This is a genomic window from Williamwhitmania taraxaci, assembly GCF_900096565.1.
Taxonomy (GTDB): Bacteria; Bacteroidota; Bacteroidia; order Bacteroidales; family Williamwhitmaniaceae; genus Williamwhitmania; species Williamwhitmania taraxaci.
In genome coordinates this window covers 1-12,725 of sequence record NZ_FMYP01000051.1, presented here as the reverse complement: position 1 = coordinate 12,725, position 12,725 = coordinate 1, and the positions used below count along the sequence as shown (strand labels likewise).

At 44.0% G+C, this 12,725-nt stretch carries 15 protein-coding genes; 6 read left to right on the top strand and 9 right to left on the bottom strand.

The annotated features are described in order from the left end of the window. Positions 1–48 precede the first annotated feature (48 nt). Genes BLS65_RS12565 through BLS65_RS12555 form a run of 3 tightly spaced genes read left to right on the top strand, consistent with a single transcriptional unit; the run spans position 49 to position 2,945 of the window. A complete protein-coding gene (locus BLS65_RS12565; protein ID WP_092439533.1) occupies positions 49–957 on the top strand; it encodes a PorP/SprF family type IX secretion system membrane protein in 909 nt (302 codons plus the stop codon). 17 nt (positions 958–974) lie between these two features. Further along, positions 975–1,766, top strand: a complete 792-nt coding sequence (locus BLS65_RS12560; protein ID WP_092439531.1) for a DUF4296 domain-containing protein — start codon at positions 975–977, stop codon at positions 1,764–1,766. A 3-nt stretch (positions 1,767–1,769) separates the two neighbouring features. Then, positions 1,770–2,945, top strand: coding sequence for an amidohydrolase family protein (locus tag BLS65_RS12555; protein WP_092439529.1), 1,176 nt, complete (start codon positions 1,770–1,772; stop codon positions 2,943–2,945). A gap of 66 nt (positions 2,946–3,011) precedes the next feature. Here the strand turns inward: BLS65_RS12555 and BLS65_RS12550 are convergent, their stop codons facing one another. After that, positions 3,012–3,386 carry a hemerythrin domain-containing protein gene (locus BLS65_RS12550; protein WP_092439527.1) on the bottom strand — a complete coding sequence of 125 codons (375 nt, stop codon included), beginning with the start codon at positions 3,384–3,386 and terminating at the stop codon, positions 3,012–3,014. A gap of 143 nt (positions 3,387–3,529) precedes the next feature. On the opposite strand from BLS65_RS12550, the gene BLS65_RS12545 reads away from it, so the two are divergent. Then, a complete protein-coding gene (locus tag BLS65_RS12545) occupies positions 3,530–4,306 on the top strand; it encodes a radical SAM protein (RefSeq protein ID WP_092439526.1) in 777 nt (258 codons plus the stop codon). Positions 4,307–4,470: 164 nt separating this feature from the next. Beyond that, entirely contained in the window at positions 4,471–5,562 is a 1,092-nt protein-coding gene (locus tag BLS65_RS12540) for a glycosyltransferase (protein WP_125869865.1), read from the top strand. A 42-nt stretch (positions 5,563–5,604) separates the two neighbouring features. On the opposite strand, the gene BLS65_RS12535 is transcribed toward BLS65_RS12540, so the two are convergent. The 8 genes from BLS65_RS12535 to BLS65_RS18330 form a co-directional block, all read right to left on the bottom strand. Further along, on the bottom strand, positions 5,605–6,210 hold the full coding sequence (locus tag BLS65_RS12535; RefSeq protein WP_125869864.1) for a hypothetical protein: 606 nt from the start codon (positions 6,208–6,210) through the stop codon (positions 5,605–5,607). A gap of 43 nt (positions 6,211–6,253) precedes the next feature. Continuing rightward, the gene (gene rpoN / locus BLS65_RS12530; RefSeq protein ID WP_092439520.1) at positions 6,254–7,714 is read right to left on the bottom strand and encodes an RNA polymerase factor sigma-54; all 1,461 of its coding nucleotides are present in this window, start codon (positions 7,712–7,714) and stop codon (positions 6,254–6,256) included. A gap of 12 nt (positions 7,715–7,726) precedes the next feature. Further along, a complete protein-coding gene (gene asnS / locus BLS65_RS12525; RefSeq protein WP_092439550.1) occupies positions 7,727–9,124 on the bottom strand; it encodes an asparagine--tRNA ligase in 1,398 nt (465 codons plus the stop codon). Positions 9,125–9,649: 525 nt separating this feature from the next. Continuing rightward, positions 9,650–10,486: a BRO-N domain-containing protein gene (locus tag BLS65_RS12520; RefSeq protein WP_092439519.1), complete on the bottom strand. Its 837-nt coding sequence runs from the start codon at positions 10,484–10,486 to the stop codon at positions 9,650–9,652. Between the two features lie 41 nt (positions 10,487–10,527). Continuing rightward, a complete protein-coding gene (locus tag BLS65_RS12515) occupies positions 10,528–10,728 on the bottom strand; it encodes a hypothetical protein (RefSeq protein ID WP_092439517.1) in 201 nt (66 codons plus the stop codon). 22 nt (positions 10,729–10,750) lie between these two features. Further along, positions 10,751–11,311 carry a LamG-like jellyroll fold domain-containing protein gene (locus BLS65_RS12510; RefSeq protein ID WP_125869863.1) on the bottom strand — a complete coding sequence of 187 codons (561 nt, stop codon included), beginning with the start codon at positions 11,309–11,311 and terminating at the stop codon, positions 10,751–10,753. A 3-nt stretch (positions 11,312–11,314) separates the two neighbouring features. Next, the gene (locus tag BLS65_RS12505; RefSeq protein ID WP_092439513.1) at positions 11,315–11,764 is read right to left on the bottom strand and encodes a hypothetical protein; all 450 of its coding nucleotides are present in this window, start codon (positions 11,762–11,764) and stop codon (positions 11,315–11,317) included. A gap of 175 nt (positions 11,765–11,939) precedes the next feature. Beyond that, positions 11,940–12,092 carry a CysS/YqeB C-terminal domain-containing protein gene (locus BLS65_RS18330; RefSeq protein ID WP_170830113.1) on the bottom strand — a complete coding sequence of 51 codons (153 nt, stop codon included), beginning with the start codon at positions 12,090–12,092 and terminating at the stop codon, positions 11,940–11,942. Positions 12,093–12,263: 171 nt separating this feature from the next. Here BLS65_RS18330 and BLS65_RS18015 point away from each other — a divergent pair, with 171 nt between their 5' ends. After that, a complete protein-coding gene (locus tag BLS65_RS18015; protein ID WP_125869862.1) occupies positions 12,264–12,422 on the top strand; it encodes an oleate hydratase in 159 nt (52 codons plus the stop codon). The last annotated feature ends 303 nt before the right edge of the window (positions 12,423–12,725 follow it).

Below are 12,725 nucleotides of genomic sequence, written 5' to 3'. Positions count from 1 at the left end.
CTAATTTGGGGAAACACAAAAACGAATAGAGAAACCAAACAGGTTGATATGAAAAAGGCTTACCTGATAATTATTGCGGTACTATTTTCGGGCATATTCTCGACAACTAAGGGACAACAAATTCCTCAGTATTCGCAGTTTATGTTCAACCCTTACATTATCAACCCTGCTGTTGCAGGCACTTACAACTATTTCCAGATTCGGTCCAACAACCGATATCAGTGGATTGGAATCCCCGATGCTCCGCAAACCTATAGCTTGAGCGTTTACGGACCTCATGCCAAGAAGGATATGGGCTTTGGAGGTATGATATTTAGCGATATTACCGGACCCACCAGTCGGTTAGGATTGAATGGATCGTATAGTTACAACATTCGCATGACAGATGATATACGGGTTTCCGGTGGTCTGTTGTTTGGACTGATGCAGTATAAAGTTGACGGAAGTAAGCTCAACTTTGGCGATGCCAATATAAGCAACGACCCGGCACTATTCACCGCCACAAAGTCAACGCTGTCGCCTGATGCTTCCGTTGGACTCTACATGTATTCCTCCTACTTCTATGCCGGTATTTCGGCCATGCAGCTAATGGGTAATAAGGTAAACTTCAACGCCGATGCAGTTGGAGTAAACAAGCTAAAGCAACACTTCATATTGGCAGGGGGTATTAAATACTTACTAAACCGAAACTATGAAGTGGAACCCACACTCCTTCTCAAGTATATGAGTCCTGCTCCGGTTGTGGTAGAGTTGAACGGTAAAATCACTTACCGCAATAAGGTATGGGGAGGCCTTTCCATTCGGTGGAAAGATTCTGCATCGCTCCTTGTTGGTTATATCCACGAAAACAAATATATGTTTGGATACTCTTACGACTACTCGTTTACATCAATAGGCAAGTATAACAGCGGTACCCACGAAATAATGATTGGAGTCCTTTTCGAAAAAATTAAGTAAGTTTGCCCAAAAATACAATGTTACGATCAATTTCTCTATTGCTGATTAGCCTTGCAATCCTTTCCGGATGCGGCAACACAGATATCATTCCAGAAAAAGATATGGTGAAGATCTTGTATAAGATGCACCTTATCGATGGCACCATATCGATGCCAAACTCTTCGGGAACAATGGATCTACCATCGATTGATTCCACTGATTTCTACAGCAAAATGTACGAGTCGTACGGCTTTAGCGCAAAACAGTTTAGCAATAGCTACTACTTCTACCTAGGACGCCCTGATATTCTTGACGGAATCTACAATAAAGTAATTACAAAGCTCGAGGTTGACAACCAGCGCTATGAGGATTCGCTCGCAAAGGAAGCAAAGTTGGTACAATACTGGAATCTATCATCACTTTGGAAAATACGCGGCGAAACCAGCACAGAAAAGATTGAATTCTCAGTTCCAATTTCCAAAAAAGGAATATACACCCTGAAGATGGTGGCCACAATTGGGAAGGATGATCAATCGGCCAATTTAAAGTCTATTATAGGCACAACCACCAACAACGGCACAACCATAGAGGCTCTCGACAATAAACAGGAGGTTCTTCTTAAGAAAAACGGCCTTGCAGAGACCTACAACTTTACAATCACGGTGCCGGACAATAAACCGCTGTTTATCAAGGGCCGCCTACTCAACTATACTGCCGATTCCGCTAAGAAATCGAACCGAAACGTATTCATTCGAAAAATAACCCTCTCGGTACCAGCAGATGCCATAAAGGATGCTACCAAAGAGGTTAAAGTGAAAGTTCGTAAATAAATAATGAGAAAAATATCGGGCTCCTTGGTTTGCCCCGTATCGTCACCGCCAATCAGGCGCGGAGTTATTGTATTGGACTCCGACAACACTGTTGTGGAAGTGCGCGGCCCGCTTGAGAAAGAAGAGGCTAATATTGAATATTATAATGGTATTCTAATTCCCAGCTTTGTAAACGCCCACTGTCATCTCGAACTCTCCCATCTTAAAGGAGTGTTCCCGACACATCTCGGCATGGCAGGCTTCATTGAAACCATAACGGAGAAAAGAGATGCCGATGAATCTTTCATCGACCATGCAATCCAGTCGGCCGATCGCTATATGTTTGACTCGGGCATTAGCCTCGTAGGCGACATTTCGAACGGTGCATCAACTCTTCGGGCTAAAGCGAACAGCAAAATTACCTACCATACCTTTGTGGAGGCGTTTGCATCGGACCGGAATGATGCACAAAAAGTAATTGACGAGAAAAAATTGATTGTAGAAGAGGCGCATAGGTTAAACCTATTGGCATCCATGACGCTGCATGCCCCTTATTCTATTTCGCCTCAACTCGTTTCTGCGTTTGCCAAAGAATTAACTCACACGGATATGATCTCCTTTCACCTCTTCGAGAGTGTGGAGGAAATAGACTATATGGAGAATAATGCTGGGCCGTTGGCTGCGCTCTACAAAAAGCAGTGCCGCAAGGAAAATGCGCTTAGCCAGTGGGGAGTCAACCCTTACTCGAATATTTTTAATGCAATTCCTTCCGAAAACAAAATGCTGGCTATACACAGTGGCCAAATCACGGAAGCCTATCTTGCATTGCTCCAAAATCGATTTAAGGAAACATGGTTCGTGCTTTGTCCAAAGTCGAATCAATATATCCATAACCAATTACCTCCATTTAATTTTTTCCGAAGCAATAGCGAGAAAATCGCCCTCGGAACCGACTCACTTGCCTCCAACAACACGTTGAGTATCCTCGAAGAGATGAAGAGTATTGGTTCAAGTAACAGCAACATCGCATTTGAAGAGATTTTAAGGTGGGCCACCCTAAATGGAGCAAGAGCACTGGGACAAGATTCAGTTTTCGGAAGTTTTGAGGAAAAGAAAAAACCGGGAGTATTGCTGCTCACCGGAATAGATACGATTAATCCAATACTATCGGAAACGACGAAGATACGTCGATTGGTGTAGTGTTACTCAAATAAGAATCTCGCCATAGTAGATGAGCATTACAAATTATCCCCACACTTCATCGGCTTACATACTTAACCCATGAAATCCTACAAAGTGCTCATTATACCAGCCATCGAGAAAAGCTACGATCTCTTTGTTTATCTGTGGATTCCCCTGTTCTAGTCCCTTTCGTATCTGATCCAAGCGGGCCAGAAATTTTTGATGGTGCAAGTGATGTTCTTGGCGCGTAGCCACATCCGCCTTCATTAAGGCAAGTTCCTCGTCGAGAAGCGAGCCTTCTGCATAGTTTGCTAACACATAGAAAACATCGCCGTCAAATCCATTCTCAGTGTTGGCGAGAGATTCAACCTTGGCAACAAGTTCACGGTAGCGCTTAGCATTTATGGTAACCACAGTGCTATAGTCCAATTCTCCTTTGTGTTTTTCGCTTTTTGCCATGGCTGATTGTTTGTCTATAAAAATAGGTCAATGCAGCCCGCCACAAAATGATAATTGTCAACCAACTAAATGACCTTGCAAAGAACTCTTTTTGCAAACGATTTAGGCGCCAACCAAAGAGAATGTTAAATTTGTAAAAAAAAATGTCCACATTTCTCTTCGATAAAATTATTTTTGGCCCGGTAAACAGCCGAAGGCTAGGAGTATCGCTAGGAATAAACCTCTTGCCCACAACCGTGAAGGTATGCAGTTTCAACTGTATTTACTGCGAATGCGGCTGGAATGGCTCTAACAAATCGCACGAAAAGTTGCCAACAAGAGCAGAAGTGGCCCGTACCCTGGAGGCGAAACTTCAGGAAATGATTCTCGCCAATAAGCTCCCCGACGTAATTACCTTTGCCGGAAATGGCGAGCCCACCCTTCACCCCGAATTTGCAGAAATTATCGACGACACCATAGAATTGCGCAACCGGTTTTGTCCCAAAGCAAAAGTTGCCGTTCTTTCGAACGCCACACGAATCGATCGCGACAAAGTGTTTAATGCCCTGCTGAAGGTCGACCAAAACATTCTGAAACTCGATACCGCCTCCGATTCTATCGCTAACGTGCTTAATCAACCAACACAAGCCTATAGTGTTGCCCAAAAAGTAGAGGAGCTGAAACGCTTCAAAGGCAAATTCATCCTACAAACCCTTTTTATTCAGGGAGATTACAACGGAACCACCATCGATAACTCTACCGCCGAAGAGGTTGATAAATGGCTGAAGATAGTGGACCTGCTTAAACCCTCGGAAGTTATGGTCTACACCATCTCCCGCGATACTCCAGCCGAAGGGCTTAGGAAGGTTTCTACTAAACGGCTGAACGAGATAGCCCAACTAGTCGAAAACCTAGGAGTTGCAGTATCGGTTTCGTCCTAACAAGGTAATTTGTTAAAATTACAGTAGAAACCCTATCCGTTTTTTGACATGTATAAGGTTGTCTGAGAAGAGGATCTTACAAGAAATATTTCGCACGAAGAACTCGCGCAGCCAATCCTTAGAAGAAAAAATAACGCTAAGAAAATAGTAAAACCAGAGACACATTGAACCCAAAGACCGCATTCATTTGCCCACTCAGCTGGGGTCTTGGCCATGCAACCCGATGCATTCCGGTTGTGTTGGCGTTAAAAAATGCGGGGTTCATGGTTGTGATTGGAGGCAATGGTCGATCGGGATTACTGCTACAGCAACGCTTTCCTGAGTTAAAATTTATTCCTGCACCATTTCGCGAAATTAAAATCCATGCCGGACTCCCGGCATGGGCCAGCGTAATATTACAACTCCCGGCTATGATCCTTGAATTAACTAAGGAACAGGTGTTTGTAAGGAGTGTGGTGGAAAAGGAAAATGTAAGTGTTATCATCTCCGACAATCGCTACGGACTATATTCTTCGAAGGTAACATCAGTCCTAATCACTCACCAGCTTCGGGTGATGCAACCAACTCTTTTAAAACCATTTCAGCTATTTTCGACTTGGTTAATTAAACGGCTTACGAAACGCTTTTCAGAAATATGGGTTCCCGATTTCAGCGGAAAAGAGAATCTTAGTGGACTTCTCTCCCATGGCGTGGGCCACCAAGATAAGATCCGGTTTATCGGACCCCTTTCCCGTTTTTGCGAAAAGGATAAAGCCAATGCGATAATTCCCAACAAAATTGTAGTAATAATTTCGGGTCCCGATCCGGCACGGCAAACATTTGTAGATCACGTTGTAAAGGAGGCGGTGAAAAGTAATAGGCTAATTACCATAGTAGGTGGTCAGCCGGAAAAAGAAACCGCGCAGAGCGTTGGGCCCGTTACCCTATACTCCCACCTCAACGATGAGTCCTTTGCCTGGGAAGTAACCACTGCCGAATATATCATTGCCAGCGGCGGATACAGCACTATTATGGATTTAGTAAGCCTTGGATGCCGCGCCACGCTCATACCGTTTAAGGGGCAAACCGAACAAGAATACCTTGCTGCTCGGCTTCACAACAACGGGGTTTTTTCAACAGTAAATCACAATAAATTAGACCTTTCCCAAATTACCACTTGGGGTTTATCCAACCGCAAAAACAACCAACCTAAAAATCAATTTGAAAAGGGAGCGGAACTTCAAGATGCCGTTAACGAGTTGTTACTACAGTGCTAATAATCGTTGTGTGGGTGAATCAGAAATGCTAGGTTGTGCCGACTATATAAGGAATACTGCCAGCATGGTAACAAGTCCTACAGCATAACCGGTATAAACCTGCAACGGCGAATGCTCCTGAAGCGTTAAGCGTGAACTACCTACAGCCCCCGAAAGAAACACGGCTAAAAGCAGGAACACATGAACTTCAGCTCTAGGCATAAAATAAAGGGCCAGAATAAATCCCGTAGCGCCTCCCATGCCCACCATGTGTGCACTAATCTTCCAAAAGAATGAAACCGTTAGAGTAATTAATAGGGAAATAGAAGCCGCAACCATAATTAGCTTCAGAACTTCAAGTCCCTTCAGGTTTGTAAGAACAAAAACCGCTGATGAATAAAAGATTAGACTGAACAGGTATGGAATAATTCGTTCCCGGTGGTAGTGCATTTGCACAGAGTTAACCAACTTTAACCAAAAGAGCACCAAAACCATAAACAGCGGAAGCACAAGGGTGCTAACTGCTATGATTAAAAACAACTTCAACTTTAAGCTAAGCGGATAAAAGGACATCAATGTTCCCGAGTTGAACAAGACAAGCATCAGCAAGCAGGGCATTGCAACAGGATGCATTGCAACGGAAATAGTTTTAGCAATAGTCTTATTCACGGTATCGTTCGTTTTCAGGTTAACATCTGGCTTCCAATACTACTTACAACTCCTTGCGAAGCCGCGCAACCGGTATGTCCAGCTGTTCCCGATATTTAGAAACCGTTCGGCGAGCAATCTGGTATCCCTTCTCTTGCAGAATATCCATAAGCGCCTCGTCGGTTAGTGGTCGCTTCTTATCCTCCGCTTCAATACACGTTGAGAGAATCGATTTAATCTCTCTCGAGGAAGCCTCTTCGCCACTATCAGTTTGGAGACCTTCGGAAAAGAAATATTTCAGCGAGAGAATGCCAAAGTGGGTCTGGATGTACTTGCTGTTTACTACCCGCGAAATAGTGGAGATATCGAGCCCGGTTCGCTTGGCAATATCCTTCAGTATCATTGGACGGAGAAAGGTTTCGTCGCCCTCCATAAAATATTCGCGTTGAAAATCGAGAATAGCATTTATGGTAAGCAGAAGCGTGTTTTGGCGCTGCCTCAATGCTTCGATAAACCACTTAGCCGAATCCAACTTCTGCTTTACAAAGGTAAAGGTCTCCTTTTCGTTCTTCGTTAAATCTCCCTTTTTATGCGCAATACTTTCCAGCATTTGAGAGTACTCCCGGCTCAACTTCAGATCGGGTAAGTTGCGTGAGTTCAATGAAAGGGAGAGTTCGCCCTCCTTCACCTCCAGCATAAAATCGGGGGTAATGTGCTGCGCTCCGGCAGAATTTTGATCGCCAAAGGCACTCCCCGGCTTTGGGTTTAGTCGCAAAATCTCGTCCAACGCTTCTTTTAGTTGCTCTTCGCTAATGCTAAGCCGTGTTTGGATTTTCTCGTAATGCTTCTTGGTAAACTCGTCGAAGTGGTATTTTAGTATTTTTCGCGCCAGCCCTATCTCGGGATGATTCAGATCCTTCGATTCAATTTGCAGAAGGAGGCACTCTTGCAAATCACGAGCACCCACTCCAATTGGATCGAAATCGTGAATAACGTAAAGCATCTCTTCCAGCTCATCGTCGGTGGTTTCGACGTTAAGTGCAAAGGCGATATCGTCGGCAACCGCCGAGAGCTTACGCCGAATATAACCATCGTCGTCGATGCTACCAATGAGGTAGCGCCCCAGCAATTGTTGACGTTCATTTAGGTTCCGCAACCCAAGTTGTGTTTCGAGGTATTCATGAAACGACACCCCTCCCGAAAAGGGTATGTCGTCATGCTTATCATCTTTGGAGTAGTTGTTGGCCACCAATTTGTAAGAGGGAGCATCCTCGTCGTTGAGATAATCCTCAAGAGTAAACTCATCGTCGTTCTTATCGACCGAATCCTCGGTAAGCTCCTCTTCGCCATCATCCTGATAATCGTCGTCGTGTCCCTCTTCAAGAATAGGGTTCTCTTCGAGTTCCTTTTTAATGCGTTGCTCAAGCAGCAAAGTAGGAAGTTCCAGCAACTTGATCGTTTGGATCTGTTGCGGGGAAAGCTTCTGAAGTAATTTCTGCTGTAATCGTTGCCTAAGCTCAACCATTGGTAGCGAACATTAAAATTCGGCGTTTTTAGGTGTTCTTGGGAAAGGAATAACGTCGCGGATATTGGCCATTCCTGTTACGAAAAGAACCAATCGTTCAAAACCTAAGCCAAAACCACTATGTGGTGCAGTTCCAAACTTACGGGTTTCTAAATACCACCAAACATCCTTCTCGTGAATTCCCATCTCGCGAATACGGCCAAGTAGTTTGTCGTAGTTTTCCTCCCTTTGCGATCCACCAATAATTTCGCCAATGCGGGGGAATAGTACGTCCATGGCGCGAACGGTTTTGCCGTCTTCGTTTTGCTTCATGTAGAAAGCCTTGATATCGCGTGGGTAATCGGTGAGAATAACAGGACGTTTGAAGTGCTTCTCAACGAGGTAGCGCTCATGCTCGCTTTGGAGATCGAGTCCCCAACTTACGGGATACTCAAATTTTTGACCCGAAGCTATTAATATCTCAATAGCTGTGGTGTATGGTAGTCGCTCAAACGAACTTTCTGCAACAAACTTCAACCGATCAATAAGTTCGGCATCGTACATCTTGGTTAGAAATTCCAAGTCCTCCATGCAGTTGTCGAGGGCATATCTTACCAAGTATTTCAAGAAGTCCTCGGCAAGGTCCATATTATCCTTGATGTCGAAGAATGCCATCTCCGGTTCAATCATCCAAAACTCGGCAAGGTGACGAGGTGTGTTGGAGTTCTCGGCCCGAAATGTTGGGCCAAAGGTGTAAACTTCCGAAAGAGCCAAAGCACCCAATTCGCCCTCGAGTTGACCCGAAACGGTTAGGTTGGTCGCCTTACCAAAGAAATCCTGGGCAAAGTCAATGCTACCCTCCTCTGTTTTGGGAAGATTATTTAAATCGAGCGTGGTAACCTGAAACATAGCACCAGCACCCTCAGCATCCGAACCAGTAATAATTGGTGCATGGAGATAGAAAAAACCCTTGTCGTTAAAGTATTTGTGAATACCGTAAGCCATGGCATGACGAATGCGAAGCACTGCGCCAAAGGTATTGGTACGTGGACGAAGGTGAGCAATTTCCCTTAAGAACTCAAGGCTATGTCCTTTCTTCTGAAGCGGATAGGTGTCGGCATCGGCAGTTCCGTAAACCTCAATCTCCTTAGCGTGAATCTCAACGGGCTGGCCCGAAGCCGGTGACTCCACCAACGTTCCCGAAACACGAATGCACGAGCCGGTGGTTACCAACTTTAAAACCTCTTCCGAATACTCTTCAGGATTTGCAACAACCTGGATATTTGAAATGGTAGAACCATCATTTAGGGCAATGAAAACAACACTCTTGTTCCCTCTCTTCGTTCTTACCCATCCCTTTACCACAAAGTCGCTTCCCAATTCTTTGGAAGCAAGCAATTCCTTGACTTTAGTTCTACCTGGTGTTTGCATAAAAATGTTCATTTCTGATTATCTCCACAAAAATACAATTTTTGGTGGTAGTTGGTTCTATTCTACGAAATCGCTGCAAATATTCCACCATTTCACTACAGATTACTCGTCGCCACCCAAAAGCAAGTCAACTTTACATCGCATAATTCCCATTCGCGCTAAACAGATTTCCCTACAGCACATTTTCAAATCAATTAATTTCAAATCATCAAATTATACTAATTTCCTCAACCTAAACTTCACCGTTATCTTTTCTTCGTTTCTTACCACCGTAAGCTTAATCTTCTTTCCCTCTTTGCTCTTCAGCAACTCAGTAATATCCATCAGCGGTTTTCCGCTAGGAGTCCTCTTATATATCAGACATTCAGGCTACCGCCGTCTCACCTCGTCAAACTGGCTATTGTGTTAATGTCATATTTGGCATTACAAAGAATATTTTAAGGCTATAACCTTAAAATAAATTTGCATTTATCAGGTTATAGCCTTAATATTCTTGTGAACGGTCGTCTTCATCCTATTGAACTACTATTCTTCACCTTTCAACTCCTTGCTATTAAGTTTTTTGGCGTTTAATTTGGATACAACCTTTTTTCCTGTTGTGCTTTCGAGCTTTATCCGAGCGGCTCTGGCAACATTTCCACCTTCACGAGCAACCGCTTTGTTCTCCAAGAAGGTTTTGGGCTCTTTCCCCTTCGATATTTCTGTGGTTGATGCTTCGGCCAACATATTCAATACCAACTCAAGGTTGGTCATGTGATCACGAAGATTTTCCTTCCGCAAACTCTTGTATTCCTTATACTGTTTTGTTGTAAAACCACTCCACGCGTTAGTTATTTCATCCGTTAAAATGGCAAACTCTCCTCCCTTTTTAATCCCTCTATTTTCCCACTCGTCGGTAAGCTCTTTGCGGATTTCGATACTTTTGAGCCGCTGATTTATCCACTCTTTAGTGTATCCTTTGCGCAGATATGTTTCCATTAAACGATCGATACCAATTTCAGGATCTTCAACTTCATCGATACGCTCACGTCCAACTCGAGCTAACCATAACTTAAACGGTTCAGCCTTAGGCGACGGAACACTTTGTATAAGCCTAAATAGCTGCTCGGTGTCGGCTACATCAGTTAACCTCATTTTACCATCGGGGGCAGGCATCTTCAACCCGTGACAATTCGTCACGGTTTCATTTCCTTCCACCTTGAGTCTTTGTTTTAGTTTGCGCCAATAGGCTTGCGGGTCCACACTTTCCGATAGTACGCCAACCACATCAACAATTGAGAAATACCACTTTTCCTGATCATCGTCCCAATGCGTACGTATTTTTCTATCGTTGAAGAGCTTAATCGCAGTATCTTTTGTCATGGGATTCCATTATTATCAAGTAAAGATAGTTATTTTAAGACCTATTTAACCTTCCACTCCTTCCAGCTATCGCCCACATCGGATCCACCAACCACTTGCGGCGTTTGTTGCTTTTTATTTACCACCAAAGAGTTTATGGAGACCTCCTTTCGAAGATACTCATCCGGCTCGGCATAGGTGCAGTCGCCCTTAGTTTGCTGTAGCTTCTTTAGCAGATAGTAGGTAAAGATTCCATGCTTCATCTCCTTGTATCCAGCCTACGACTCATCGCAACAGCTGGAGGTAAACACCACCAAGTTGCTGCCAACCAACTCCTCCTTTGGCCGCACCTTTACTCCCCGAAACGCCACCACTAAAGCAAGCATCAATAAAGGCCGTGACCCGCTTGGACGGGTTTTCGGTTAACTTCCTATATACGTCGGCCATTTTAACGGCGAAGGAGAGGTCCGTGCCGTTCACATCAACCGGAATCAGGAGGGGTTCTTTGGTTTGCTCATCGGGTAGGCCGTGCCCTGCATAGTAGAATATAAGCTCGGCCTTACCATCACAGGCCTGGGCAATTTTCGAAATCAAATCGAGGTTTTGCATCATCCGCGATTGATTATTCAATGCTTGGATCTCGGCTTCGCTCAACACCCGGTTATACACCCGAATGTCGTCGAGCAGTATGTCTTTGTTCAAATTATCGGACCAGCTCGATTTCCCAATGTAGCACATCGTGCGAAGTTCAGGCAACGGAGTCAAGCCATTACGGCTATTCAGCCACAGCTTACCGTCCTTGCAAAACTCTACGTGACTGTTTTTTAGGGTGATGCAAAGAAACACCCATCAGTTGGACTCCATGCCGGTTTCGGACACAATGTTGTTGCACCCACTACTATTGCATAGGCTTAGGCAGGGCTTGTCGGTATCCTCAAATGCAGCAGATATGGCCACGTTGTTGGTCCACTGACCTGACCCAAACTCAATTATGCGCCCCCAGCTGCTAAACTGCTTTACGTTTACCCAAAGGGGTATGGTAAAGTTGCCATAGATGCATACGTTTGGTGGGAGTTCAATGTAGGTGGAATCACAAAACTGGTAAGCGCTGCCGGAATTGTTGAACCTATCGGCCGTGAGGGTTGCACCCCGAACCACTCCGTGGTTCCCGTTGCCGCTCTCGTCGTTGGCGTTTCCGTTGAATGGGTAGTAAGCCACCAACCCTCCGGCTAGATCGACTGGTTGAGCAAGAGAAGAAATGCTAGAGAGCAGGAGTGCGAGCAGACCAATTGTTCTCATATGCATATGGTTTATGTCAGTATTCAATTATGTAAAGTTAATAGCAAACTGATCAATATTTGTTTAACTATTTCAAAATAACGTTTAACCAAACTTACAACTAATTTCAATTTGGGACAAGTAGTTGAAAAGAAGAAGGCCGCATCAGCTGCAGCCCTCTTTTTACAATATATCTTTAACCGGAGAGATACTCCAACTCCCAGTCGAATCCATCCTTTTTATCCTTTACCACAATACCCAGCTTCAGCAACTCGTCGCGAATCTTGTCCGATTGGGCAAAGTCCTTATTCTTCTTGGCATCCATACGGAAGTTGAGAAGCAACTCCACCAGAAATGTGTGATTAATGCAACTATTCCATAAAATTATGTAACACCCCTCTATATATAGAAAGCCACCTTTGTGATATGATTTTTTACTTACAAAATAGATTAATACAAAAGTTAGATTAATGAATTTTTTTTGTATCCTATTAATAATCAAACCATATAATGCAATATTATGAGAGCAATAAAAAACACAAATCCGAAAGAAGCCCAAATCTATCTAATTGGTAGTGGAATATCGTCACTTGCAAGTGCGGTTTACTTGGAAAAAGATGCCGGTGTTCCAGGTGCCAACATTCATATATTACCTTATATCCGCAACATAAAAGCATAAAATAATCGGGAACCCCTGTAATAATAATCATCACAAGGCTTTCCCGATTAAAATATTTTCACCTACTTAGGTGAAAACTAGATAAAACGGTCGAAGTTGTGCCACCCATTTCGGTTCAAGTTGTGCCAGGCGTTTCGGTCGAAGTTGTGCCACTTTTTTAGGTGCATTTAGGCTATTGTTTCGGTCGAAGTTGCGCCACCCGTTTCGACGCAAATTGCGCCATTGAGCCATTGAAAGGAATGATTTCTATCTTATCGCTGAAACTTAAATCAGGGATATGGCCGCAAAGAAGATAGATATCAT

Bases quoted from the DNA above. Each gene is read 5' to 3' on its own strand.
- BLS65_RS12555 (WP_092439529.1), top strand. From the start codon at position 1,770: ATGAGAAAAATATCGGGCTCCTTGGTTTGCCCCGTATCGTCACCGCCA.
- BLS65_RS12565 (WP_092439533.1), top strand. From the start codon at position 49: ATGAAAAAGGCTTACCTGATAATTATTGCGGTACTATTTTCGGGCATA.
- BLS65_RS12550 (WP_092439527.1), bottom strand. From the start codon at position 3,386: ATGGCAAAAAGCGAAAAACACAAAGGAGAATTGGACTATAGCACTGTG.
- BLS65_RS12505 (WP_092439513.1), bottom strand. From the start codon at position 11,764: ATGAGAACAATTGGTCTGCTCGCACTCCTGCTCTCTAGCATTTCTTCT.
- rpoN (WP_092439520.1), bottom strand. From the start codon at position 7,714: ATGGTTGAGCTTAGGCAACGATTACAGCAGAAATTACTTCAGAAGCTT.
- BLS65_RS12560 (WP_092439531.1), top strand. From the start codon at position 975: ATGTTACGATCAATTTCTCTATTGCTGATTAGCCTTGCAATCCTTTCC.
- BLS65_RS12520 (WP_092439519.1), bottom strand. From the start codon at position 10,486: ATGACAAAAGATACTGCGATTAAGCTCTTCAACGATAGAAAAATACGT.
- asnS (WP_092439550.1), bottom strand. From the start codon at position 9,124: ATGCAAACACCAGGTAGAACTAAAGTCAAGGAATTGCTTGCTTCCAAA.
- BLS65_RS12515 (WP_092439517.1), bottom strand. From the start codon at position 10,728: ATGAAGCATGGAATCTTTACCTACTATCTGCTAAAGAAGCTACAGCAA.
- BLS65_RS12545 (WP_092439526.1), top strand. From the start codon at position 3,530: ATGTCCACATTTCTCTTCGATAAAATTATTTTTGGCCCGGTAAACAGC.
- BLS65_RS18015 (WP_125869862.1), top strand. From the start codon at position 12,264: ATGAGAGCAATAAAAAACACAAATCCGAAAGAAGCCCAAATCTATCTA.